The organism is Paeniglutamicibacter quisquiliarum (assembly GCF_019084045.1).
Taxonomy (GTDB): domain Bacteria; phylum Actinomycetota; class Actinomycetes; order Actinomycetales; family Micrococcaceae; genus Paeniglutamicibacter; species Paeniglutamicibacter quisquiliarum.
Map to the genome: position 1 here is coordinate 534,061 of NZ_JAHRED010000002.1, position 24,506 is coordinate 558,566.

Consider the following 24,506-nt stretch of genomic DNA (forward strand, 5'->3'; position numbering starts at 1 on the left):
ATTCTGTAGCAGAGCTTCCTGAATTAAACTTAACACGCTCACTATCGACTGACCAGATGAATACGGCACGCTCAATTGCCTCTTTGGGCTCGGCATCCATTTGAGCGGATGAGAGATGAAAACGCTCCTGGTAGCGGAAGGCATTTATGTCTTCGATGACACCGTCTGGAACATCAAGAGTGACGCCATGAATTATGACGTCACGTATATATTCCTGATATTGGGCGGCCTCTAGTTGCAGAAGGCCTGTTAGGCGTTTGGGTTTGAGTACACGTTGCCGTTGATATTATTCCAAGCTTCGATGACGACACCCTTAGGAAGGTCATCAATGTCATCGGCTTCTGCATCTGCTAACTCATCTTGCAGCTGCACTTTACCGTCAATGAATGCTGACTTTAACGCTTCGCGGAAGATTTCGGTGACTTTCACTTCATCCTCAGCATGCGGTCGAAGCTTTTTGGCGAAGGACTCGGACTCTTCTGTCGTCAATACGTTGAAGCGTACGAATGTATCATCGCCCCAACCATCGCTGATGCCATTTAGTGAAATAGTTTTTACAAGTTTAAATCGTCCCATGGCCATTGTGTCTCCAATTAAATATGCCCCTATTTATACATAGGGGCATACTCTTAGTCAATAGGGGTTAGACAGTGACAGATTCAAGAGTATTCGTAACGGTACTTACGATGTCCTTGCCACCGTTCTCATGATCGGCTTCAAAGTGGAAGCTGATTGTCTGAGTAACTGTGTCATTGATTCCATCTGACGGGGTGACTTCACGGAAGCGAACCTTCGTGCCAACGTACTCGATTGACGATGTGCCGTTCACGATTAGGATCTTCAACGCGTGGATCTTGTTAGCGAAGTAGGCTTCGTCAAAGTCGGTCTTGGTGTACTTGACGACCATCGTGCCCTTGGCCTCTTGTGGGTCGAAGTCGAACTCTGGATCGTCATTGACTTCACCAACAGAGTGATCCACATTGGCGGTCTCTTCAAGCGCTAGGCTGATGCTGCGGGCTCGTACGCGGGCAGTTGGGTTCACGAAGTCAGCCGGTGTATCGCCCAGTAAGACTGTGACGTGACGACTGGTGAACTCCTTTTCGGATGTGTCCAGCACTGGAGTAATGGGAGCTACATCCTTTTGTTTCCAGCCTTTGAATGACGTTTCGGCTTCGAGCCATGCACCAGAATCACCAACATCTACCTGGAGGTTCAGGTTGTCCATGTACATGGACTGGTAGAGGTGCGTGCCGGCTGGCGTTATGTCCCAGATTGAGAAGGATTTTCGAGCCACAGATTGGTCGCGCTCGAAGGAGTGCGTGTAAGTGCCGTCCAGATTGTCCACTGTGGTCACTTTGTTGAACATGCCATGGTTCAAGATGGCGATGCCGTTCTCAGTAACCTTGCCGCCTAACGGACCTTCAGAGTGCCAGACGTCGATTGCACTGTCATTCACGCGGATATCTGAACCAACTGCGCTCTCATTCTCCAGGATGCCAGGAATGCTATTGAAGCCCTTGTTGAGCCAGCGGTACATATACTGCTTTGTTGCTACGACTCCAGGACTTGCTTCAATTCCTAGGACCGCAATCTCGCGTCGTTTCTTATAAGCGCTAAATGCTACCATCACCTACCTCTGTATCTTTCATAGTTTTAGTTACTAATTTAGCCGCTTCTACAGCGTCCTTAGCTTCGACGGTCTCTCCACTCAAAGGCGCAAAGAATCGTCGTGTTGAGGCTACTGGAACTGGTTCAGCGGCTTTATCTTCTATATCAAGTCTATTTTTCTTGGCCATGTTCGTAACATACAACAGCGGTTGCTTTTATTAAATAGCAAGTAGGCCTAATAGGTGTCGACGGAGAACTGAACGCCAAAGGTAACATGACCTTCAGCGGTTAGATTCGCATACTGAGTTTCGCTGTCTTCACCAACTGCGCGGGGATTGATTCCATATTCCACGTTCATAGTTGGGGCTACAGCTTCAACATCTTCCAGGAGATCTTTACGAAGCGCACCCTTTACGGTCCGTGGCTCATAGTTGCCGGTCTTTTCATCTCGCTTGCCGATGTAGTCCCGAATCTTGCGCTCGGTCATGTTCAGCGGATCTACTTTGTCGCCGTTCCAGTCATCCTTCTTATTCAGAACCACCTTTACCGTAATGGTGTCTTCGATGTCGTCTTGACCCATTGCTGCTTCAGCCGTCGTGTCACTCGTCTGCGTGACGATGATGCAGGGCAAGTTGAACAGCGGGATGACCTCGGGCTCGCCGTCGTAGTAGGTCGTGAACTCACTCCCGAACGTCGACTTCATCAGGTTCAGGACGCGCTGCACGTTATCTTGGTAGTCAGCCATCAGATGAGCCCCGCTTTATCCATTTGAGTGGTTAGGTCGGAGACGATGAACTTGACTACCCTCAGCTCGCGCTGTTGGTCGATGAGCATCATGACGCGCTCCGGAACGCCCCAACCTTCATTGTGATTGTCGAAGTATTCGGCTTCATTCCAAAGCGAGGTAGTCAGGCTTGTGGACTTGTGCTTAAACGACCTCTGCATGAGACCGGTACGGATGAGCGGAGGCCGGCCAGGGAACTCTCGAGCTTTGAATGCTGCATAGTTCGGGTTGAGCGCCGGCCACGGCTTGCCGAACACCTGGCCACGAGACGCAAACACCTCACCGCTAAAGAACTTGGTTAGATCCGTGCCAATGTCTTCCATTGAGTTGGTGAGATCCATGGACGATCCAGCAAACGAACGAAGCTTGGAAGCTAGCTCTTTGTCGCCGTCGATCGTCACTTGAATCGTTGTCATCTAGAAGCGATCCTTCATGTGGAAGAAGCGCGGTGCTTCAGGGCTTGGATCACCTGGCCATCCGGTCACCGTGTCTGAACTCGTCATGGCAATGCCGTTGTCATCGGTAAGGACTGACTCGCGGTTCTTATAGGCTTCGATGTCTTTCCTGGCGGAGTCTCGCTTTTGACGATTGGTTGAAGTCTCGCCATAGGCAGCGATCAATAGGAACGCCGACGCCAGTTGGATGGTCAGGGTATTGATGATGGCCGGCACGGGATTGAAGGGAACGGTATAGGCGCCGCTGAGGGATGCATTGATCTCCGACTCTGCCATGCGTCGCTGCAGCTCTATGTCACTGTCCGGAAGGTTGTAGGCCTTTTCGAAGCCGGCTGCTTTTCGGATCTCAGTAATAGATGCATAGTGTTCGAAGTCGTCACCGCGGAATGGTGTGGAGCGTTCAGTCTCTTCGTTTGTCACTGGATTGAAGTAGGCATACGAATACCAGAAGTCGCTGGAGCCGTTTGAATCCCGGTAATAAGTGGACAGCTGGTCTGGATCGATAGTTCGGGTAGTTAGGACCGTGAACTGGTCGTCAGCTGGAACGTTGTCCGTCGTGTTAGGCGCGCGGTAGATATGAATCGAGTCGCCAAGTACTGCTGTGACGGGTTCATAGCGCGCGTGAGGCAGTTTGAGCGCTTCAACCAGGTTGATGGTCGTCTCATCAACGACGGAGGCAATAACGGCGCTCTCACAGCCTTCGCGAGATAGTTGGCCGACGTAGATCGTCTGGCCGTCAGAGTAACCTTCGGTGCTACGTACCTTTAGCGTCAGCGACTCAGGGATATAGTCAAAGCTGAGCTCGCTGCGCTCTTCTAGGTTTGCTTCGCTAAACGAATCGATCCTAAGTGTTACTGCCATATATCTTGAGTATGTAACAAAATTAAACTTATATCAACCAATTAATGGACGAAGGAATAATGTCGGAGAAACAAGATGTGAGGGCGCGTATCAAGGCCGCACTCCAAACGTTCAATAAATTCCTCGCTCCGGCAGTATTGATACTTATGGCAGTCTATATCTTCGGCCCAACGGTCAGTGGGAGTTTATCCACGAGCATCCTAGATCCTGAAGCAATGAGCGCACTAGTCACTACGTTTACGGCACTAGTTGCAACGATCGTAGCGCTTTTTACGTATTCAAGTTTCAAGGCCAAAAAAGATGATAGTCAGAATAATAGAATTCTTGAAAATCTCCAGACGGAAGAGAGCACGCTTTCTGAGTCAATGGATAAAAATACCGATTTTGGATCACTATGGGCGGTCACTCAGAAGCGAATAGATTACTATCACACGATCGCTACAACACAGGCACGCCGAAGTTTCATTAACACCCAGATCGCGACTGGTGCTGGCTTCGTCTTGGTTGTAGTAATGGGGTTCGTGGCGGCAAGTGCGAATACCACTACCGCGGCTGTTGCTGCCGGTTCAGTTGGAATCGTCGGTGGTGGGCTCAGTGCGTATATAGGGTCCACATTCATGAGGTCTCAGTCTGAAGCCACAAATCTACTGGGAAGTTTCTTCGTGCAGCCTGTGGCGTTTTCCCAATTGCTCGGGGCTGAAAGATTGTTGGAGCATCTTGAGCCAGAACAAAAATTTGAAGCGATCAAGACCATCATCACTTCCTCGATGCAGCCACCAACACCTCCAGAATCCAAGTAGGCGGAACTGCCCATGTTTTCGATGCTCCCACTCCCCTCACCAATGCCAACCCCTCCACAAGTAATCGTCAATATGCCCGATACTGGAGCGCCTTGGTGGGGTGTTCCACTTCTCGCTGGATTCTTCTTGCTCGTCGGCTCAATGATTACCTTCCTGTCGCTCCGTGCGAGTGACAAGAGGAAAGCCGAACGCGACAAGGCTGAGCGCATCATGATGGACACTCGATCAGTGGGCTTGGAATATCTCGCCGCGGTAGAAGCTCTTGTAGATACACTCCGAGGCCGTCAAGATCCAAGTAGGGCTCTGGTAGGAACTGACTATCTTCGGGCGATGAAAGCCAATTTCAATACTGTGAAGGTGCAATGGGGCAAGTTCGAGTTGTTCGCACATGACAACGTCCTGGAGAAAGGCAAGGCACTGGATACAGCCTGCGTCGTGCTCTTCATGACAGCATTCGAGAGCGACCCTCCAAGCGAAGAACTCAGAAAATTTGAGATAGCGAAGTATTCCTTCATTAACACGCTGCGAAAAGCCAGCGGAGTAGATGAGATCCCCTACGTCTTCCCGGACGCCACCACTCAAGAAAAACTTGAAGCTGATATGGCGCGACTGCGGGATCAGTTTAGTGAAAGCCTAGTCAAGAACTTTGCCACACCACGAGAAAAATGAGTATCTCACCAAACAAAGCACGTAATTTCTTACCATTGGTAGATACTAGTCAAAGTCCGGTTTATAGCATTCTGCATATGAGGTAGCGAGAAGTATTCAACCCTTTCAGTTCGGAAGTTCCAGCTGTATCGTTTAGCTACTGCGCATCGATCCATCGATGCCTTCACTTTCGGGGGTTGATTTCCTTGTTAGATGGACTACGTGATTTCCTTTCGGTCCCGCAAAAGAACCGGGAGCGGCGAGGGATAGTAACGGAACCGCAGCAAGCACTTTTCTTGACGCCAGAGAACCTGACCTTTCCTGGTGTCGCTGTCGTTGCTGGATCGCTCATGAATTTTTTTGCCGACAACTTAGGCGGTAGTCGTCTATGGATCTCGTTGGTGATTGCCGTCGTATTCGGCGCTTTTGTCACGATGCTTGCGTTCACAGCCAAGAATCGTGTCAGTTCTACGGGGAAAAATATTACTGACATCTTCGTCGGACTCGTGAATACCCTCTTACTTTGGATCACCACTTTCGGCGTATCGAGTCTCTAACGATCAATACAACTCGCCGGTGAGCTTGCAACAACAAAAGAGCGCCCGATTTGGGCGCTCTCGTTAGCTGTGTTGCGTTCCAGCTTCTACTTTGATGCAGTAGCTGTCTTGTTAGTCGGAGTCGCTCTAGCGGCTTCCTGAGCGTCTTTGACGATCTTGGCTGCTTCCGCTTTCGCCTCAGCAACGATTCGATCAGCCTCTGCGGCTGCTTCAGAAGCAACCGTCTTCGCCTTTTCGTCAGCTTCTGCCGCGGCCGTCTCAGCGATTTCCTTATCTTTAGCCTGGGCAGCTTCGGTAGAGGCAACGATCAAAGCAGTTGCCTGATCTAGACTCACCTTGGCTTCTTCCACCATCTCGGCTGCTTTGGCCTTAGCCTCATCGATGATCGCCTGAGCTTTTGCTTCAGCTGCGGCAGTTCCGGCGTTCGCTTCTTTATCAGCTGCTGCCTTTACTGCTGGATCTTGAACCACACCGACGCGGATCAATCGAGCAATCGTTTCCTCCGGAGCTTCCAGGCATGCGCCCTTCGCGTAGAGCACGCCGTTGTACTTGACCTCGCTCACTACTGTTCCTGTTGCTGTATCGGACATGGCTATACCTCCAGAACCGTTACGTTGAAAGTGTTTTCAGCTGTAGCCGCTGCTGCGAGGGTGACGGTAATTGTTCCGTCAGCTTCAACAACGTTGTCTACGAACTGATCCTGGTTGCCAGCTGGCAGGATGCCCAGGATGTGAGCCCCGGCCTTCACCGTGGCAGTTCCAATCAGTGCAGCTGCTGCTACCGTGACTGTCACTGTCTTGAGGTTGGTGGGAGCTATTGCCCCCACCACGTTCTTGATCTTGCTAATACCACTGCGCATCAGACTAGGCTCCAGTCGCGAACGCGTCCTTGAGTAGGTACCAAGCGTCATTCATTAGCATTTCGTAGTTGTATCGATCTTTAACCACGATTTTCGTATGGTCGGGATCGCTCAATTGTTCCTTAGTAGCTTTTCGGCCATCGGTAAGTACGAACTTGTAACCGCCGTTGAGCTGCTTGCGACCTGGCTTTGGTGTCACGAAGCCGAATAGCACGTCGTTGCCCCAGATGTTCTGGATATCTTCATCGAGACCTTCAGGGGCAAGGTTTGCACGTGCCTGGCCGATGTAGATGTTCGTGATGCCGAACGGTCCAAATAGCTGCTTGAGCTGTTCTAGGCTGACAGCACCGCCTTGTGCCCATTTGAGGCGATCCAGGATGTCTGGGTGGCTGATAAGTGACAGATAACCATCTCGGCTCAATGCCATCGTGTTGTACTTGATGAACTTGCTTGAAGTCACCGCAGTCTTGATGTCGTTGAACGGATCAGAGTTCGCGTAGTCAGACCAGCGATCCGTACCAAGCAATGTGCGGTTGTTCGTGACGACGAGTGGATCAGTTAGCTTGTCTGCAAGAGCCTTCTCATCGACAAGAGCCATAACCGACAGGATGTTCTCCGTCTCGTCTGATTCTGGTTCAAATGGATCGTCGGTGAGTTCGTAATCATCTTCAGTCACGACGCCCGATAGCGCATGCTCAACAAGCGGCTGAGCCTGTTTGTATGAGCGAGTCTGTGAAACGCTCAGAGCCTTAGATAGACCAGTGCGAACGGTGCTCGCAGGTAGGTTCAGGTTCTCTTTGCCGTATTCAGGGATCTTGAATGTTGGCTTCTTGACTGTGACAACTGGGAATAGCTTGTCCGCAATGAAGTCTTCTTGTGTGTTCTCCCAAGCGTTCGCGACGTTAGTCAATGCTTGGTCGAGGTAAATTGGTTGTTTGGCCATCTGAAGGTGCCTTCCTAAAATTTCTCGTTAAGTTTGATGTACTCGGCGATTTCACCTGCCTGTCCTGCACGCACCAGGCGTCCGAACACGCGGTCACCGGCATTTGTTGTGGCTACGGCTTTACCGTCAGCGTCTGTGGTCAGGTACGCGTCTTTGGCAGTGTTAGCTGCGAGGCGGACTTTGAATGTGCCCTGGCCGTTGATTAGAACGACGTCAGCGGTGAGACCAGCAACTGGAGCGTTGTCTAGTACGCCCAGGATCGCGTCAGTTGCTGCCGTCGCTAGGACCAGCTTGCCCTCGGCATCGGTTTTTACGAGTTGAAACTGCTTTGTCGACAGATCAACTGCTGCGGTTACGCTCGTGCGGTCACCTTCTCGATATGCAGTCATGTTATTGCTCCTCCTTGAGCTGTTCTTTTAGGTTGGCATCAGCGGCCAGGACTTGCTTGCGCGCTTCCGCGTAAGAGAGATCCTTGCCTTCTTTACGAGCATCAGCCCGTACTGTTTTGACGCGAGTGTCGACTTCCTTCATCGCATCAGCGTGGACATTGGCACCAGCGTCGCCGATCTCCTGGTCGAGTTCCTTGTTCACTGGTAGACCCTTGAGCAGACTTTCAAGCTGTGCGCGACCTGCACCACTTGATGCAAGTAGTTGGTCTGTCCACTTTCCGGCGTCACCGCTCTTGATCTGGCCGGCTTTCACACTGGCGGATACGACTGCAGCGGCTTCTGCCTTTGCAAGTTTCTGCTGTGCTTCACGGCCTGCAGCTGCGTCGGCTTCAAGCTTTGCCAGGCGATCTGCTGTGATGCTGACTGGCTTAGCGCTTGCTTCAACGCCTTCGGCAGCAACGCGTGCGGCTTCGGCAGCTTCTGCATCCGCAGTAGCCTTTGCAGCTTCGTCGGCTGCGGCTTTATCCGCTGCTTCCTTGTCAGCGGCAGCCTGTGCTGCAGCATCATCTGTCTCTTCAAGTCCGAACGTCTTCAGCTCTTCAGCTGTTAGGTCGGCTTTGTTATCTGCCAAGAACGCTTTCTCTTCAGCGGTCAGGTCAGCAACTTGTTTCGCACGAATTTCTTCTAGCGTCATATGGTCTCCTTCATTATGATGTTCACTGTCACCAGTGGCAGCGGCCTTCACTGTCTTGCTAGGAAGGCGCGATGCCGTGACTGGTTTCAGCTTCTTGAATAGTGGAATGTTCGTGAGGGCAGCGCCCGTCAATACGTTTGGTACGAATTCGTACTCTTGCTCAGGGTTTTCCCACGGATAATTGCGTGGGTTGAATTCTGGTGAGATGTACTTCCACTCACCGTCTTTGATGGCCTGGACAGCAGCGGGCGTCCAATTTGGATCAGTAAGTAGAGCAGTGCCTGATTCATCGGCATAGAGCTTCGGCATCCAGCCGGAAGCTTTGTCAGCGGCTTTGTGGCCATAGTTGATTGGCGCTTGCTTGTCGCCTTCTACTAGGCCGACACCCTGCTCGAAGTGGCGAATATACTCCTGGATATCCTGCGGAGTAATTTCAAACTCACCATGCCATGGTGTTTCCCATGAACCCGTCTTGAGCAATTCAATGGTCTTGGGTGCGTTACCCTCGGCATCAGCCTTGATTTTTACTAGTGTTCGGAAAGCTTTTATAGACATACTTGTCTATAACATCTATCAGGCGTATATAAATGTCAAGAGAATTGCTAGTAAATGTAAATCAGAGAACAACGGCATCTAGGATGCGCAGCCGGTCGATCTATTTCCCTGCCGGTGGCTAGAACGAATGACTCATCAATATCTATGGTCTTGCCAATAAGTGGTGAGCACAGCTGACACGCACCCTTCAACCCATCCCAAGTCTTTTGCTTGGCTCCGGTTTCCTTTGCGAAGTGCTTCAGTCCCGTTTGATAGGCATTCACCGGCTCCGTCTGCGATATGAGTTCAGCGCGGATCGGGTTATCAATCACGTCCATCAGTCGGATAGTCGCTTCGTGTGCGTTCTCCCCCAGGGCAATACTCTTGGCCACGGATTCACGGATCAGCTTGCGGGTAGTCTCTGTGACTCCTTTGACGAACTCTGCCGTGTGAAGCCTGGCCGCTTGCATGATCGCTTCATCTAGCGTGTTGAAACCCATCGGGATGCCGTACAGGTACTCCCCCGCTATGGCTCCAGTAGCAATGAGTTCGGTAATGAGCTCGATGACCGCAGCGGTTAGAAGCGTCTCCTCATATGCCCATACAGGATCATCGTTGTTAAGGACCGGGCCGGCGTCGGCTTTGACCTGCGTAGGTAGGCGGGACCAGTCCACGTATTTTATTGCTCGGGTAGACAGCTCATGCAGATATTCACCTGTGGCTGTTTCTAAGGCCGCTTCCAGCTCCAGTAGCCGGCGAAATGTAGATGGACTCGCTTTGTAGCTTTCCTGCCATTCCTCGGCTGCGTGGATAGCCACATGCAGCTCTTCGCGTGCTTTAAGAAGCTCTTGTCGAGTTGCCATAGAGCAGCCTTGTAATTGATGCTGATGCTTTCTTAGCCACACGTACCAGCGCGTTAGCCTTCTTGGTCTCGTTGCCTTCAGGTAGATCGCCGTAGTTGATGGCAGTCGTCTTGATCGTCTTGCCGCTGAATGCTGCACCAAGTTGTTCTACCCAGGCATCAATATCCGCATCCTTTGTAACGTAGGCAAGCGTGACGTGTGGTCGGTACTCGCTAAAGGTTTGGATGTGTGGGAGCAGCGTGAGGCGCTCGTGGCCATCGATGAGCTCTGGAGTCTTCTCGATATGGGCAATGACAGCGAAGCTCTCACCCACATCGAAGTAGTCGACGTCTTCAATCTTCAGTGAATCCAGGGACCAGTCTTTGAGGACAGCGTCCACCTTCTCTTTCCAGACGTTGCCATTCTCCAGTAAGCCGTAGAGCAGCGTTACGTGCGCTTCGGTCTCTGCAACGGCACCCATTGCATGGTCACTGGCTTTGGTCGCCTCAACCAGGTCGTCTGCGTACTCAGCGGGCAGATGCTTCATTACATCGAGAGTCTCAGTGTCCATCATGATGCAGCCAAGGTCGCTTGGATCGATGTCTAGATCGTCGTAGAGGCCGGGCAGGTCTTTGGCGCTGACCTGTGCAGTGACCATCCGCTGGCGGCGTGAAGCCTTGATCTCGTCCGCAGACTCTTTGTCCTTAGGATCAGCCTTCGGCTTCTTCGGCTCACGTGGACCGTCTGCACTCATCTCAGGGAAGCCAAGTAGGTTTCGAACGTGCGCTTCATCTTCGTCGCTCGGTGTGATCATTCCAGCGTCATTGAACTTAGCCAGGGCATCTGCCAATGACGTGATGTTCTTTTGGTCAATCTCACCGGACCCAATAGACGGATAGACATCGACGTTGAAGTTCAGGTCTACAAGCGTCTTGACGACGTAGCCCATGGTGTCTTTCACATAGTCCAGGACGGCTTGAACCGATTGATTGAAGAGCTCGCGGTGGTCTTCGCTGGTTGAGCGTGTGCCTGAGCTTCCAGACGAACCGATCTCTAGGAACTGTGCCAATACGTTCTTCGTAATCTGGCGATCATGGCGGTTGATAGACGGCTGGATGTCTTTGAGGCTGTTCCCCTGCATGTCCATGAAGTTGATGTCCCAGCCGGTGGGCTCTTCGATGTACGCCTCTTCGCTGGCACGGAGATTGCGGGCTGCAGCTTTGGCAGCATCTCGTTGAGTATCTGTTGCACTCGTTGGGTACTTGATCTTGACGACGCCCAGTGAATGACGCTCATGACCGACTGCATCAATCTGGTAGTACTTGTCTACATAGAACCAGTGCTTATAGGCAGATCGCAGGATACTGCGTCCCTCGAAGTTGTCTCCTTCTTGCTCGTTGGTGAAGACCACGATCTTCTCTAGTGGGATAGGAACAATAGTCCCGTCTGCCTTGCGGAACTTGATGCCTGGAAGATTCGGACCGGCTTCCCATGCATCGAGGCCAGTCTGTTTACGGAAAGCCAGCTTCTTCAGGACCACGCGTTCAACGCCATCGACGACTTCAACGCCAAATACCATCTCATGTACAGAGAAACCGAACTCGAGGTGGGTGAGGATCTCCCCCAACACTTGCTTCCATTTGAGTTTCTTGAACAAGTTCCAATGAACAAAGTCACTGATTTGAACGTCTGAGCCGTCCTCTGTGGCCGGTACGGCAAAGAACTTGGTGGACTTGATAGGAAGCTTCACCGCGCGCAGTGCAGCGCTTACAGTGGCGTCAGAGCGACGCATTTCATCCCAAATGACAAGACCGCGGCGGCCAGTTAGATTCCGGTTGTATTCTTCGCCAGTAATGACACCGTTGAAGAATTGAACCCCGGTATCACCGATTTCAGAAGAACTTAGAACTTTCTTGTTTGACTGACCTGCCATCTGTCTTCAATTTAAACTAGAACTGTCGACTTAACAAGCCCGATGTGATGGGTCCAGACGAGCCAGACTCACTGCTCCCACCTGTATATGTGAAGTCGCCAGGCATGACGTTATAGAAGCAAAGAATGAGCGCATCTGCCTTATCTGGTGACCTAAACCCACGCTTCTTGTAGTCGCCCTTACCCTCGACCGCCCGGCGCCCTTTGGAGTCCATCTTCCATTGCCGGGTAGTGAGCTCCATCAGTAGATCTTCATCAAGGTCTAGCTGCATTTGGTCCATCAGCTCAGCTAGCTGGAACCATCCCTCGCTAATCATGTTCGGGTACTTGTCGGGGTCATTGGCTTTGTCGTTGAAGTTCAGAGCGACAACTCGATAGCCGCGTCGCAGCAGTTGGTCAGTGACTCCCCCACCTACTCCAGTGTCGTCAACCTTGATGATGATCGTCTTGTCGAAGTTGACGAAGGCTTCCAATTGGTCCGCCACTTCATCGGTGCGCAGCTTGCTATACGTTTGCTCGGCGATCTTCTTGTGGCCACGACGCATCATGAACACGGTTCGGTCATTACCCATCCTGGCAACGTCGACACCGACTTCAACGGCACCTTCTTCGTCCAGTTGCCGTTCCATGGCCAGTAGCACCGCTTCTCGTCCAATAATGGAGTTGTCAGCCTGTGAACGCGGTTCACCCAGCCACACGTGCGCATAGAGGCTTCTAGACTTAGCTTTGTCCGCTTCCATCTCTTCACGCAGCACTTCGGGGAAAAGGCCGGCTCGATCCAGGACGTCGTAGTTCACCCGGGCAACAAACGTTCGTGCTCGTTCAGTGCGTACGTAGCGGACGTAGACAGGGTCCAAGTCGTTCATGCGGTTGAACGTATAGATCAGCTGGCTACCAGGCTTACGGATAGTAGGAACAAGCACGTCGAGGCTCTGCTCGCTAATGCTCTGTGCTTCCTCTACCCAAACAATGTCGATGCCTTCCATCGACTTGATCTCGGTTGAGTTGTGGCGCAATCCCTTGAAAATGAACTCAGTGCCGGTCAGCCGGTTACGGATCGTCTTGTCCGTGATCTCGTAGTCCGTGAAGCCGTTGTTGTTGATGATGTCCGATAAGAGCTTGTGCACTGAATCAGCAATGGTGTTCTGCAGCTCGCGAGTACAAAGAATGCGGAGACGCTTCTGCCGGCCTCGAAGTATCAATGCCAGAGCAACGTGCTGAGATTTACCTGAACCGCGTCCACCGTAGAAGACGATGTTGCGCCAGGCCTCATTGAAGAGCTCTCGATACTCTTCGAGAAACTTAATCCGTACTTGGTTTGGTACCGCCACCAATGAACTCCACGAGCGCGGTCATCGGCTCGCCACCAGAGGTGTGGTCAATCTGTTGCTGGTCTTTCCACTTGGCGTTGTTCTTCAACCAGAAAATGGAAGGCGTTGAGGGTGCTTCACCAGAGAGCATCCGCTCTTCGACCTGCATGTTGATACGGGCTTTGGCCAGCTTTATAGCGTCGGAAAACCGTTCGCCGGTTTCGTCGAAGTCATCGGCCTTCTCATCGTGCATACCTGACTCGTAGTCGAGCAACGTATCTCGGCTAGTTTTCAGATGATAGGCGAGGCCCATGATGGTGTACGGACGCTGGTCAGTCATGACTTCACGAGTAGTCCAGTTGGTTGATCCGTCACCCTTGACACCGGCTTCAACCCGGCGCATTTCCGAGTGAGGATCTTGCTTGTTGAAGTAGGACTCAATCTGCGCGTTGAGTTCGGCAACAGACTCAAACTTGAGCGGTCGTCCGCCTTTGTTCTTTTCTTCTGGATTTTCAGGTGTTTGAGTGTCTGCCATATGTGCACCTATTTATGCACAAACCTCAGAATATTGAAAGGGCCAGCATCGTCGGTGACGACCTGGCCCTTTCACGAGTTCAACTAGACATCACCGTTTACGGCTCGCATCAACATGATCGACTTCAGGCAGCGTCAACGCATGAATTTCGTAGAAATGACTATCGATCTCCATATCCATTGCATCGATCTCGCTGACAACGCCTGCTACACGCACACAGTAGTCATCGAAGTACTCCTGAAGGCTTTCTTTTTGCCTCAGTGAACCCTTGTACTTGAGCAGTTTCACGAACTCGAAGAAATCAGTTTCCCACCACCGTGCTAGCTTTTGAGGCCAGCGCTCAAGCCCTACCTCGTGAAGCACGAAGTTCTTGAACTTGTCCTCAATACCACGCAACTCCTGTCGCTTGACAGCCACCTTCTCTGCAACGGCAGCTATTGCTGTCTGCTCCTCAAGCGGCGTTTTAGGAACGGGGGTGTTTCTCAGGTTAGGTGCCGAATAGAGCATGTAGCCTCCGCTCATCCTCAGACCGTCAAAGAGACATTCGAAAACGTATGAGTACAGGGTTGAGCCGAGCCAAGCCTGAACGTACCACGGGTTGTAGTCGTCGCTGAATGTGTGCAGGCAATTGGTGTTGATCGATGCATACTCGCCATTCTCGTCATAGAAGGCCTCACACCTGAGCCCAATCTTCGCAATGATTATCTTTGGCGACTGGTACAAATTCCGCCGGTTCGACGAGACAATGGGATCGGTTACATCAAGGTAGGGCTCCATGTAGTCCGTGCCCTGGTTCTTGAAGCGATGTAATCCCCACAAAGCGAGATCGGGATCAATCGTCCCCGTGTTGATGATCTTGAGACCACGGCCTTCTTCGTTGACGAGCTGCGAGTAGTCGTCTGCTTCACCTGCTGTGCTGGTCGCATTGATCTTTGCGGCCCTCTCCAGCGGCGCATCTTGCCCGAATACCTTTAGCGTTACGTCGATTCGGTCATTGAGCAGAAAGCCCATGATGTTATCGTCCAGCTTCGTCAGCATGGATGAATCGAAGGCCCTGGTGACAGCCTGCGATGATTCCTCATCAATGCGACCGGCCATAACTTCGTAGGTCTCGCCATCGACAGGCTTCAACTTATCCAGAAGCGTTATTACGGGGTAGGTACTCGCGTCTTCAAATACATTCTTATCTGAATAATCGATCAGCGTCCGAAGGTGGCTCTCTGCCACTATGTACTCGCGAAGGGCTCGACCGTAGCTCGCCGACAAGTATCGATTGGGGCTAATGTATCCGAGTTTTCCGCCCGTTCTCAGGAGTTTAAGACCAAGCTCGAAGAAGTAGATGTACAAATCAACGGCGCCGCGTGAAACCTTGTAGTTCTTCTTTAGATACTTTCGCTGTGCGTCCGGTAGGTATCGAGACAAATCCATGGCGCTGACATACGGAGGATTACCCACCACCACATGGAAGCCGTCACCCTCGAACGAGTGCTTGAATGCAGTGCTGTAGTCGAATGCTTTTTGCGGGTCGACCAAATCATCGGAGATAAGGCTGTTGCCACACCGAATATTGTTGTCGAGCGCTGTGAGCTTGTGGCCGGGGCGCGCAGTTTTCAACCACAGACTGAGCTTTGTGATTTCAACGGATTCTTCATTGATATCGACACCAAAAATGTTGGTACGAAGTATCTTGTCGATCATGTCGTCGACAGAGAACAATGCCTGCATCGTCTCATCGACGTACAGATTCGCGTCAAGGATTGCGGCAACTCGACGGTTCTCTGCCATCAAGTAGTCGAGCACATGTACAAGGAATGCACCGCTACCGCACGCTGGGTCAATGACCTGGATCTGCTGGAGCTCGATCTGATACTCACGGTAGACAGCGGCTTCGGCTTCGTCATAGGTGTGATCTGTGCGCTTTGCCGAAAGCTTATTCTTCGCCATCAGCTTTAGTTCGACTTGCCGCAGATGTTCGCCGACGGTGTTTGCCACGATGTAGCGCACGATGTAGTCAGGCGTGTAGAAGATCCCGTCAGCCTTGCGCTTGCTGATGGCGTGGAGCTCATCTAAAGCTTCACCAGCCTGTTTGTCCTCTACGCTGCGACGAATCTCTTCAAGGTCGGTGATGGACTGCTCGAAGATGTGCCCGAGGATGTTAACACTCAGGTCTTCGTTGAAGTCGTACTTGCTTAGCGACAGGACTTTCCGCAGTGCCGAGTCGCTGATCTTGAGAGAATTTAGTTCGGGGTCGTGTGCGAACAGACCACCGTTGTACCCGATCGGAATCCCGAGGCGGTCACTGCCGCTATCGACGGCAGCAAAGAAGGACTTGAGAATGTCCCACAGGGAGAGTAGCGAAGCGTTCGCGGCATCCTGAGTCACGCCATGGAGAATGTTGTCCGGTAATAGACCCTTATCTTCCGCGAAGCAGGCGAAGATGACACGGTCGACGATCTTCTGCCCTTTTTGAATCGCCAGGTCGAAGTTGGATCTCGTGTCTTCATTGAGTGAATAGATGTCGCGCAGAAGCTCAAGTCGCGCTACACGGTAGGTCTGATAGAAGTCGCGACCAATCGACTCCTGCTCTTCCCTGAAAGCGCTGAGGAGTTTCTCTGTTGCAGATTTACCCCTGGGCGCGGTGAAAGCTTCAGCCCTCAGGAGTCCGTAGAAGGTCTTGAATTGATAGAAATCATTGGCCGGGTTGATTAGATCATCGAGGGTCCAGGATTCGTAGTCGAGTTGGTGTTCCTGGTAGATCCGCAGTTCGTAGAAGTTGCTGACGATCACAAACGGGCACGTGCGATACTGGCTCTTGTACTTGAACCCCTGCTGAACAGGGCTCATGTTTCCGTCGCGTCGTTGCGGCTTATCCAGATCCACTGCAGCGCCTTTGAGCTCCACGACTGCCGAAATATTGGCGACATCCTCAACCGCATCGGTATAACCAAGCACAGCGTCGGGAAGTTGCTTCTTCTCCGTGGTTGCCTTTGGTTCAAACGTAAACGGAGTGGACGGCTTTTCAGCGTACCCAAGGATTCGCATAAAGAAGTCAGAGTTATACGCCTGCTCACGGCTCGTCTCTTTGTCGGCCTTGAGCGAACCACGATGATAGTCATCGTGCCATCGACGGACGATCTCCAGTTTGTCCTGGATTTCTTCCGTGCTTACTTCGCTTGCGAGAGCATCGAGTTTCTTTTTACCAAATAGACTAGCCACAGGATGGAGTCTAGGTGATGCCTTTATGTTTACCCGAGAGGGCCACGCTTGAATCCGACTTCTAAAGTCTTGATCCATCACCACTGAAGCCTTTTCCTAGGAACGAGGCATCCGCTCTTGAGTGGACGCCTTGAGGTGGGCGAAAACCTTCGCCGACGATGCCTCAACGATTGACTATGCCTGGTCAATTTTACCGTCTGAGTCAGACCAGCCGCTGCCTGTCAGTGCGTTTCCCACTGAAGGCAAAATTACTCTCCGATACAGAGAGTACAAGCGAGGTCTTGTGAGACTCCCTGCGAACTGCCGAAACTTGGCGAATCGGTAGCAAACTCATATTGTCCAGAGAGCGAACAAAATACTTCCGAGAGAGTTGAACAGCGCGTGGCCGAAGTAGAAGGACTGCAATCCGGTGGAGACGACTCAAGCGAGCCGTCGAAATCGACGGGCGAGCAGGAATCGACGCAAAGACAAGCAACAGTCGATACTCAAGCGATTCATGACAAAGTCAAACGCATACACGAGCTCGTCCCTTCGATTGGGACTCGATGGCGTTGGTACGACATCCCTTATAGGGCGCTCTGGTGGCTCATAACGTCGTGGCCCCGACGATTGATACCGTGGCAAATTCGTCGTTCCTTCAATCGAGCCCTAAATTTCTTCATCCCTTTCAATCATTTCGAGCGCCTAAAAGTTGCACCGTTGGACGACCCTATGGACAACCTGCTGATCCCTGAGGGTGAATCCGTCAAGCAAGGCGGGATCTGGATCGTTGAATTTTTTCCTCCCAGTTACTACCCCCAGTTACTCAACGCGTTGAAAAAGAACGGATGGGATAAGGAAAGGAATTTTCTCAGGCAAGACGGCAAGAACGCGGAGCTAGTGACTAGCGCTCGTCGAGGCGGTGGGTTTTCTTGGTCCAGAATCGGCACTGTTGCGAGGCCGGACAGGGGTTTCATGCCCTACGACGCAATACGCGAAATGCTGCCGGAAGAGTTCGAGGAAGTTGAGTTGACTGCGACGCAACTCGGTCAAGGCCTAACTGTAGTCACGGCGTTTGTGAGTCTAAGCGAGATCGGTCAATCCAGCCTTAACGACGTTTGGACTGCTCAACATGAGCCCACTTTTGAGTGGCGCGGATTCCGAAGAGCCGGTGTACAAGATCGACGTTCGTCCGCGATCCGTGCGACACAGGCGGAACGCATACGCCTGCATGGTGTTGCCAGGAAATGGCTAGGACGCCGTTGCGGCGGTTTCTTTTCAGGCACACAAGCAGGCCAACCGATAATTGATTTCAGCGTATTCGCTAGCTATGACCCCGCTTCTGATCCTATTACTCCGGACTACCGCGACCCGATAGAGGCCTTAGCTATGGGCGGCGACCATTTGTACGACTACGTTTCTCCCCATATTCCTGGAGCTGTATTAGTTCCCGCCAGTTATACGGGCAGTATTGAAAAGCGGCTAGAAAATTGCTGGGGCGTCATCGGCGCATACGACCGCCTATCAAACGAGAATGAGCACAGCGGTTACGGCGAAAAACCGTATGCCGTTACGACTCTTGCTGCGATGCTCGACGATGCGATTCGAAGCTTCTTAGTTCGCCATGCAATCTTGCAGTACACCCGGCAAGTAGCAACTGGCTACTCGGTCGCTCGTGATATGGCTCGCGTCAACCATCGAAAATTCGGAACACGCCAAATTGAAGCCCTTCGTCGACAACTTCTGACTACCAGTCTCGACTTGCCCGTTATGGCACGTGATTCGGCAGAGGTCTGGAATAAACCCTGGGTAAGCTCCGATAGCATCCAAGTCGACGCTGTAGGTCGCAAGGGCGACCCTCGTCCGCTTGAAGGATTCGATCTAATCGCAAGGTTCGGTGAGAATCGTGAGGAGCAGTTCCGGCAGCTCATCGAGCAAGATTCAGACTATCGAGATGTGCTTTCTACCGTAGCTTCGCTTGGTGCAAGCGCAGAAGACACACGACTTGGCCGCCGCGCACTCTTAGTAGCTGGAGTATCTCTGGTTGTCTCTTTGGTTACTCTTTTGGTGACAGGACCGGGCGACGATTCACTATGGTCCCAACTATTGGAGTATGTGCAACGGTAGTTGTTCGTCGGTTAGCCACTAAACGACCGAACGTGCCGAACGATAAGCTCTTTGCAAGACAACGTGACATATGGGGGATAGATTGCTCGCACAGATATTGCCAGGCTTCAGGGACTTCAGGACGCCGTTAGTGACCGGAGCTCTATGGTTAATTCTCATCTGGCTACTCTTCGGCATGCCGGTGCCCTCAAAAGAGATATCTACCGGACCAATGGGACTCATGAATTCACTGGGTGACTATCTGACCCCCACAGCTCTGCTCGGAGTCGTGAGTTTCACTGCTTACGTTATAGGAATCGTACTGGCTCTCGATTCGAATCAAGCAACAGCAATAGTTGGCCGATTCATGCATCGAAGAACTCTCGTGTCTCTAGAAGCTCTCCTAGATGATTCAATTCGAAGCGCTAAGCAGAACAACAAGGATTGGCGAAGGATCTATTGGACATTCCTAGAAAAGATTCCCGAAGAATACATCCCCCTGACCAACGTTGTAGGTGATCAAGAAAATATTCGAGTACAGGACGAAATGATTACGACCGCCCTAAAGGAGATACTTCCTAGAATCGAGCGTGGCATTGAGCGAGAGATACCTAACCTAGGGAATAAGCTTCTTCACACCAACAAGGAACTCTACGATGTGTTCGATCGCGCTCGAAGCGAAGCAGACTTCCGCTTGGGTATCGCGCCACCGATTCTAGCAATCGCTGTATATCAGTCAATCGTTACGTTTTCTAGTGGCGCGGGACTAACTGGTTTCGCAGTACTTCTTGGCGGAATTCTCATTTCAACGGTTCTTCTGGTTAAGGGCTGGAACAAGGTAGAAGAGTCCACAGCAACTGTGCTGAGCATGGTACAAATAGGCGTCATCAAATCTGACACCCTCGAACAACTCGACAGGATTGATTCAATGTCGATTTAGCCTGTCAGATCCAGCATTGGGCACTGTTGAGAACTTGGGCTACGGGTGCTGCCATCCAGCCTTCAGAATCTTGTCGGTAGCGGAAAATACTTGCCGTATGGATACATCATCAGGCCGCTCATTGCGTAGCCACCCTTGGATATAGCCGCGGCTCTCAGCAGCGTCGAACTGATCCGTAGCCTGGAGCTCGTTCATTGTCAGGTAGGCAGTGGACTCAGCTTGAAACTCTTTGATTCCACGATGGGTGCGATACTCTTCCAGGCCGGCCTCAGCCGTATGTCCGAGAACAACATGGGCAAGTTCGTGTTGCAGTGTCTTGAACGGATACTTAGCCACTGGGCTGACCGCTACGTTGCGTTCATAGCTGTAGCCGGCCACATTGCCATTTATCTGCTCGAAGTCCACCTGGACTATCGCAAGCGCGCCCAGAGCACGTTCTTTGCTCCAGGTAGGTGGTTCGTATTCGGGTAGCTCCTCCCCCTCAGTCTCTGAGACCGTGAACAAGCAGTTGACCATCTTGAAGCCTTTGACCTTCTGCTCTTCTTCGCCCTGGTCGTTCGTGCCCTTGTAAAAGATCGGACGGAGGATTGCTTTGGCTTTGCTGCCTTTTTGGACTTGGCGGCCTAGCTCTTGCCACTTTGCATAGGTAGCCACCGGTTCTCGCACGCCCTGGCTATGCAATAGGAGCTGGTTCAGCATGGAGTAGTTGTAAAACCTGTTGTAAGACGTCATCTCGCCGGGCTCTAATGTGAGCGCTTCTTCTAATAGCTTTTGCCATTCGATGTTGACGGGTTCTTGTTCAGCGCGTGCGCGTGGCTTCGTAGCTCTTTCACTCACGATCACCTCCTTCGGTTGGCAGCTCATACAGCTCCACATGCGGATGATAGAAATCGCCCGCCCAGCGCCAGGCTTTGCCTCCAAGCACTCGTAGACGTCGATTCAGTTCATAGGCTTCGTCGTCATATCCAAATTCCGGAGCATCCTCGATACGGCGAATAAGCTGCGCATCGCTGACCTTCTCAAACTTGGCTTGCATTTGGTTTTCTAGTTTGCTCACATCACCTCCTTAATTTATTTCTCGTTGTTCCGTAGCCGGCCAAGTTTCTGGATCGCCAGACACTTCTACACCATCCTTATCGCAATAGAACGGTGTCGCACCCTCCAGATAGTGCTTTTCGCATGGTATCCAACATGATGTGGCCTGCGGCGGGTCGGTAATCTCACCCAGTCCTTGATAGCGACTAAGTTCACGGCTAGATATAGTCACCGCGAAGCAATTCGTTGCCGGGCACAGCAAGGCAATCGCATCACCCTTTGTCAGCCCTTCTAGAGCGTCCATTTGGGATCGGATGAGATCGATAGTCTTACTGACGGCTTCGTCCTCTGATAGGTACCCTAATGAGCTGCTGGGGCTTCGACGAGTCGATGCGATAATTGCTATCACCTGGTTTTGGAGCTCTTTTTCAGTTATTAGCTGGGTCATGGTTTTCTTCCCTTCCGTTTATTCTGTCGCTGTAGCTTGTTGCGCTTACGCGACTTGATGGTTGACGTGGTGAGTGAGCTGAAGGTTGTGGGCCTACCCAGGAACAGTCGAATTCCACTAGCCATCATTTAGTTGCTCCACGCCTTTTTAGTTCATCACGCTCAGCTTGGATAGCCTTATCGATAGTGCCTTTGTACATGGCCTCCAGGAATGAGCGGTTGTAACTATCCATATCGCTGTAGTCCGGTTTTGAGGCTTCCAACCTGTCCAGCATCTGCTCTACTTGTTGTTGGGTGTAGAGAGACGAAACGAGCTGGTTCAACTCCTGCTCCGCTGAATTCACGTGCTGAAGGTACACAGGAGCATCTCGGAGTGCGCGTGTACGAATCTGATGAAGAGCGCTCGATATATCTGGCCCCAATTCTTTACTCATCACCCTGCCTCCGAAGCTGCTCTGCAATCACCTTCTCTCCAAAGTTGGCAATGTCAGTAAGGAGATCTGCTGCGAGCTCGTGCGCGTCTAGAAGCTCGGTGTTCGTTAGGGCGCCAAGCTCGGGTAATGAGGTGAGCGCAGCGATGAAGGCTTCTCGTGATTTGGTTACTGGGCGCTCAGGTAGTGGGAGTCGTTCGTTCATGAACGAGACTCCACGATTTCAGCAGCGATGGCGAACAAGGCTCCCAGTATTAGGCAGGCAAACATGGCTTGCGAGTCTTGCAGAAGAGCGATTGAAGCCAGACCGAGTACGGATGAGACAACCGACGTCAGCTTGTACCAAATAGCACTCGACTTATTAGAGCCGATAGTTCGAGCTTTGCGAGCAACCATAGCTAAAAGTTCCCCCGAGTCACGTAGCTATCGTGCGCAGCACTCCATGAGCCGCCGTAGGTGACTTGTACGTAGTGGTTTACCTGCTGAAGCTGTTCGGTGAGAGTCCCCCGCGTTTGCTGGGCAAGTCGCCAGGTTGGTTTGTCGGAAGATCGCTGGAATAGACGCCATCCGTTTTGATCCAAGGTCATTGTCGTGACGATTCCAAAGTCAGTTTCTGAAATGCCGGCTGCTGCCATCTCGGCTGCGAACGCATAGGTCTGTGGCTGTTCTGCAGGCGCTGGTTGCTCTTCAACGGTTGGAGATGGGTTCGTAACCGTTTCTTCAACTACGGGCGCTTCTGCGGCTTCTAAAACAGGTTCATTTGGTGCTGTTGTGTCGGCCGGATCAACTGCTCCGCTTGTTACTCGGATGGCCAGTTGTTCTTCACGTGGTTCTTGTTGTTGGACCATGTAGGTTGTTGCTCCCGCGCCCATGCCGATAATGGTGGCGCTGATTAGGATTAGTTTGGTTGGGAAGCGTTTAGAGATTTTCATACGGCTCCTTGGCTTGGCTAACGTTGTTGTACTCGACAGTCTTCGTTTTGATGACGGTGTGTTTCTGCCATGTCACGCCTCGAAGTATGTCGCCAAACATTCCCCATGCCATTAGGTAGAAAGCGAACCCCTGGATCAATCCGCTATGTATCCAGTTGCCGATAAAGAAAAGTAGGACGCCCGCTGCTCCGATACCGATAAATTTGTATTTACTCATATTCAGTTGTTCCCATTTACGTTTATTGATCGGATCGATGACTCTCGCATAGTCATCGATCCATTTTTCTAGCTACATTCCCAGAGGTAGCTCAGTCCCTGGCTCCACATCGCTGCCGTTGTATTGGCATTGCTGTAGGCGTCAAAGACGTCTGTGCTGTAGCCGGCCTTTGCAGCTCTCGCGGGGTAATAGCCGCTTAGGTGCTGGAATAGACCGCTGGGATGACCGTTCTCGTAGTAGCCGTAGTTGATCGCGGATGGATTCATCGTTGACTCACACATGGCAATGCTGAGGAAGTGTTCTTCATTGAGTCCGTACTTCCTGGCAGCTTGGCGAACGATCTGCTCGATGTCGGTTGCCTGTGGTTCCTGGATCACTGCGACTTCTTGTATAGGTACGACCTGGAGCAATGGCTCGACAGGTTGATGTGTTAGCGACACTGATGTCGGTAAGTCCGTCTTGATTTCCTGCTCACTAATGACGGGGGTTAGCGGCTCTGAACTTTTGACTCCAGAGCTATGGCAGTTTGCTGTTCTGTGACTGCGTAGCTGCGCATGAACCATCCAGTGATGATGCCAGCGATTGCAAAGGTCATGATGGCTACGAGGAGCCATGGGAGAGCTTCGCGTACGAGGATCGTCTTCGGATCTTTAGTTACTTGTAATGGTGCTTGGTTGTTAGAAGTTGCCTTCATGATGTTGATGTTCCTTGCCCACTCGCGGGGGCGTTATTTGTTTTTTGGTGCTTCTGACCTTTCTAAGGCCAGTACCGGCAACGTGGGAAATGCCATTACCGGTACTGGAGCTAGAAGTTCTTGGACCTGGCCGGAAATGGTGGTGGAACCGGCCAGGCTTTGTACCCACGTTCCACAGCCCCTATAGCTATGAACAACGGATGTCGGCTCATAGAGCCGCAGATGGCAGTAGGAGGGAGATCAATAATCTAGGAGGACTTTTGATTGGGTCTACTGCCATGTGCGGATCTATGAATGATTGAAGGTACGCGCCCCATACACAGTGACGTTCGAACGTTATGTATGGGCGTCTACCTTCAATCTTGGTGTTATACGCAAACACGGTGCTGCTAGCGTGCGACCGGGCTGGATACCGGCTGTGATTCCCGATTTTGATTTCTCAGCGGGGGTACTGGCAAGGCCAGGTTACCTCGGGCGTGTCTTTCCACGATGTCAGACTTATAGCTAGCTGGTCTATGTAAGCGTCCGCCTCCCCGTGAACACCACGAGAGCTTCCGCAGAGTGGTGACCACTTACATAGCCATGAAGTGCATACAAGCCAGGAGTCGAACCTGGGAGCCGACACTAGAAGTCCCTACCCCGTTCGTACGACAGGTGCGTTTCCGTTCCGCCACTTGTATGCCCATGTTGACCGCACGATGGGGTAGTTTAAATAAAAAGAAACCTTTCGTAAGATTAATTTTTCCCTTCTTGCGGCC

At 51.7% G+C, this 24,506-nt stretch carries 30 protein-coding genes and 1 tRNA gene; 5 read left to right on the top strand and 26 right to left on the bottom strand.

Going from position 1 to position 24,506, the window contains the following annotated elements; genetic code table 11:
* Positions 1 to 249: 249 nt before the first annotated feature.
* From KRR55_RS06055 to KRR55_RS06080, 6 genes are all read right to left on the bottom strand, one after another.
* Complete coding sequence (locus tag KRR55_RS06055; protein WP_217388132.1) at positions 250 to 582, bottom strand: hypothetical protein; 333 nt, start codon at positions 580 to 582, stop codon at positions 250 to 252.
* 61 nt (positions 583 to 643) lie between these two features.
* A complete protein-coding gene (locus tag KRR55_RS06060) occupies positions 644 to 1,630 on the bottom strand; it encodes a phage tail tube protein (protein WP_217388133.1) in 987 nt (328 codons plus the stop codon).
* Complete coding sequence (locus tag KRR55_RS06065; RefSeq protein ID WP_217388134.1) at positions 1,614 to 1,796, bottom strand: hypothetical protein; 183 nt, start codon at positions 1,794 to 1,796, stop codon at positions 1,614 to 1,616. Before KRR55_RS06065 ends, KRR55_RS06060 begins: the two co-directional genes overlap by 17 nt.
* Positions 1,797 to 1,843: 47 nt before the next feature.
* Positions 1,844 to 2,353, bottom strand: coding sequence for a hypothetical protein (locus KRR55_RS06070; RefSeq protein ID WP_217388135.1), 510 nt, complete (start codon positions 2,351 to 2,353; stop codon positions 1,844 to 1,846).
* Positions 2,353 to 2,808: a hypothetical protein gene (locus KRR55_RS06075; RefSeq protein ID WP_217388136.1), complete on the bottom strand. Its 456-nt coding sequence runs from the start codon at positions 2,806 to 2,808 to the stop codon at positions 2,353 to 2,355. Before KRR55_RS06075 ends, KRR55_RS06070 begins: the two co-directional genes overlap by 1 nt.
* A complete protein-coding gene (locus KRR55_RS06080) occupies positions 2,809 to 3,708 on the bottom strand; it encodes a phage protein Gp36 family protein (RefSeq protein WP_217388137.1) in 900 nt (299 codons plus the stop codon).
* Between the two features lie 59 nt (positions 3,709 to 3,767).
* On the opposite strand from KRR55_RS06080, the gene KRR55_RS06085 reads away from it, so the two are divergent.
* From KRR55_RS06085 to KRR55_RS06095, 3 genes are all read left to right on the top strand, one after another.
* A complete protein-coding gene (locus KRR55_RS06085) occupies positions 3,768 to 4,508 on the top strand; it encodes a TRADD-N-associated membrane domain-containing protein (protein WP_217388138.1) in 741 nt (246 codons plus the stop codon).
* A gap of 12 nt (positions 4,509 to 4,520) precedes the next feature.
* Positions 4,521 to 5,177, top strand: coding sequence for a hypothetical protein (locus tag KRR55_RS06090; protein WP_217388139.1), 657 nt, complete (start codon positions 4,521 to 4,523; stop codon positions 5,175 to 5,177).
* Between the two features lie 275 nt (positions 5,178 to 5,452).
* Positions 5,453 to 5,713, top strand: coding sequence for a hypothetical protein (locus KRR55_RS06095; protein ID WP_217388140.1), 261 nt, complete (start codon positions 5,453 to 5,455; stop codon positions 5,711 to 5,713).
* Between the two features lie 86 nt (positions 5,714 to 5,799).
* Here KRR55_RS06095 and KRR55_RS06100 read toward each other — a convergent pair whose 3' ends face one another.
* From KRR55_RS06100 to KRR55_RS20630, 10 genes are all read right to left on the bottom strand, one after another.
* Positions 5,800 to 6,276 carry a hypothetical protein gene (locus KRR55_RS06100; RefSeq protein WP_217388141.1) on the bottom strand — a complete coding sequence of 159 codons (477 nt, stop codon included), beginning with the start codon at positions 6,274 to 6,276 and terminating at the stop codon, positions 5,800 to 5,802.
* 29 nt (positions 6,277 to 6,305) lie between these two features.
* Entirely contained in the window at positions 6,306 to 6,572 is a 267-nt protein-coding gene (locus tag KRR55_RS06105; RefSeq protein ID WP_217388142.1) for a hypothetical protein, read from the bottom strand.
* Positions 6,573 to 6,576: 4 nt separating this feature from the next.
* A complete protein-coding gene (locus tag KRR55_RS06110) occupies positions 6,577 to 7,515 on the bottom strand; it encodes a hypothetical protein (protein WP_217388143.1) in 939 nt (312 codons plus the stop codon).
* Between the two features lie 14 nt (positions 7,516 to 7,529).
* Complete coding sequence (locus tag KRR55_RS06115; protein ID WP_217388144.1) at positions 7,530 to 7,904, bottom strand: DUF2190 family protein; 375 nt, start codon at positions 7,902 to 7,904, stop codon at positions 7,530 to 7,532.
* Position 7,905: 1 nt separating this feature from the next.
* A complete protein-coding gene (locus tag KRR55_RS06120; RefSeq protein ID WP_217388146.1) occupies positions 7,906 to 9,153 on the bottom strand; it encodes a phage protease in 1,248 nt (415 codons plus the stop codon).
* 47 nt (positions 9,154 to 9,200) lie between these two features.
* Entirely contained in the window at positions 9,201 to 9,995 is a 795-nt protein-coding gene (locus KRR55_RS06125) for a phage minor head protein (RefSeq protein ID WP_217388147.1), read from the bottom strand.
* Positions 9,970 to 11,907 (bottom strand): phage portal protein family protein, encoded by a 1,938-nt coding sequence (locus KRR55_RS06130; RefSeq protein ID WP_217388148.1) that lies wholly within the window; start codon positions 11,905 to 11,907, stop codon positions 9,970 to 9,972. The genes KRR55_RS06125 and KRR55_RS06130 overlap by 26 nt, the downstream gene beginning before the upstream one ends.
* 16 nt (positions 11,908 to 11,923) lie before the next feature.
* Positions 11,924 to 13,237: a PBSX family phage terminase large subunit gene (locus KRR55_RS06135; RefSeq protein ID WP_217388149.1), complete on the bottom strand. Its 1,314-nt coding sequence runs from the start codon at positions 13,235 to 13,237 to the stop codon at positions 11,924 to 11,926.
* Entirely contained in the window at positions 13,209 to 13,751 is a 543-nt protein-coding gene (locus KRR55_RS06140) for a DNA-packaging protein (protein ID WP_217388150.1), read from the bottom strand. The genes KRR55_RS06135 and KRR55_RS06140 overlap by 29 nt, the downstream gene beginning before the upstream one ends.
* A 90-nt stretch (positions 13,752 to 13,841) precedes the next feature.
* Positions 13,842 to 16,967: an Eco57I restriction-modification methylase domain-containing protein gene (locus tag KRR55_RS20630; protein WP_217388151.1), complete on the bottom strand. Its 3,126-nt coding sequence runs from the start codon at positions 16,965 to 16,967 to the stop codon at positions 13,842 to 13,844.
* A 381-nt stretch (positions 16,968 to 17,348) separates the two neighbouring features.
* On the opposite strand from KRR55_RS20630, the gene KRR55_RS06150 reads away from it, so the two are divergent.
* Both KRR55_RS06150 and KRR55_RS06155 read left to right on the top strand, forming a co-directional pair.
* Positions 17,349 to 19,073, top strand: a complete 1,725-nt coding sequence (locus tag KRR55_RS06150) for a hypothetical protein (protein ID WP_217388152.1) — start codon at positions 17,349 to 17,351, stop codon at positions 19,071 to 19,073.
* Between the two features lie 82 nt (positions 19,074 to 19,155).
* Entirely contained in the window at positions 19,156 to 19,992 is an 837-nt protein-coding gene (locus tag KRR55_RS06155) for a hypothetical protein (protein ID WP_217388153.1), read from the top strand.
* 39 nt (positions 19,993 to 20,031) lie between these two features.
* On the opposite strand, the gene KRR55_RS06160 is transcribed toward KRR55_RS06155, so the two are convergent.
* The 10 genes from KRR55_RS06160 to KRR55_RS06205 form a co-directional block, all read right to left on the bottom strand.
* Positions 20,032 to 20,829 (bottom strand): ArdC-like ssDNA-binding domain-containing protein, encoded by a 798-nt coding sequence (locus KRR55_RS06160; protein ID WP_217388154.1) that lies wholly within the window; start codon positions 20,827 to 20,829, stop codon positions 20,032 to 20,034.
* Positions 20,822 to 21,049, bottom strand: coding sequence for a hypothetical protein (locus KRR55_RS06165; protein ID WP_217388155.1), 228 nt, complete (start codon positions 21,047 to 21,049; stop codon positions 20,822 to 20,824). Before KRR55_RS06165 ends, KRR55_RS06160 begins: the two co-directional genes overlap by 8 nt.
* Positions 21,050 to 21,058: 9 nt before the next feature.
* Positions 21,059 to 21,475 (bottom strand): hypothetical protein, encoded by a 417-nt coding sequence (locus KRR55_RS06170; RefSeq protein ID WP_217388156.1) that lies wholly within the window; start codon positions 21,473 to 21,475, stop codon positions 21,059 to 21,061.
* Between the two features lie 124 nt (positions 21,476 to 21,599).
* Positions 21,600 to 21,818: a hypothetical protein gene (locus KRR55_RS06175; protein ID WP_217388157.1), complete on the bottom strand. Its 219-nt coding sequence runs from the start codon at positions 21,816 to 21,818 to the stop codon at positions 21,600 to 21,602.
* 82 nt (positions 21,819 to 21,900) lie between these two features.
* Positions 21,901 to 22,110, bottom strand: coding sequence for a hypothetical protein (locus tag KRR55_RS06180; protein ID WP_217388158.1), 210 nt, complete (start codon positions 22,108 to 22,110; stop codon positions 21,901 to 21,903).
* Between the two features lie 193 nt (positions 22,111 to 22,303).
* A complete protein-coding gene (locus tag KRR55_RS06185) occupies positions 22,304 to 22,837 on the bottom strand; it encodes a hypothetical protein (RefSeq protein ID WP_217388159.1) in 534 nt (177 codons plus the stop codon).
* A complete protein-coding gene (locus KRR55_RS06190; RefSeq protein ID WP_217388160.1) occupies positions 22,824 to 23,054 on the bottom strand; it encodes a hypothetical protein in 231 nt (76 codons plus the stop codon). Before KRR55_RS06190 ends, KRR55_RS06185 begins: the two co-directional genes overlap by 14 nt.
* A 68-nt stretch (positions 23,055 to 23,122) precedes the next feature.
* A complete protein-coding gene (locus tag KRR55_RS20635; protein WP_217388162.1) occupies positions 23,123 to 23,431 on the bottom strand; it encodes a transglycosylase SLT domain-containing protein in 309 nt (102 codons plus the stop codon).
* Between the two features lie 110 nt (positions 23,432 to 23,541).
* A complete protein-coding gene (locus KRR55_RS06200) occupies positions 23,542 to 23,748 on the bottom strand; it encodes a hypothetical protein (protein ID WP_217388163.1) in 207 nt (68 codons plus the stop codon).
* A gap of 590 nt (positions 23,749 to 24,338) precedes the next feature.
* Positions 24,339 to 24,428, bottom strand: a tRNA-Val gene (locus tag KRR55_RS06205).
* Positions 24,429 to 24,506 lie beyond the last annotated feature (78 nt).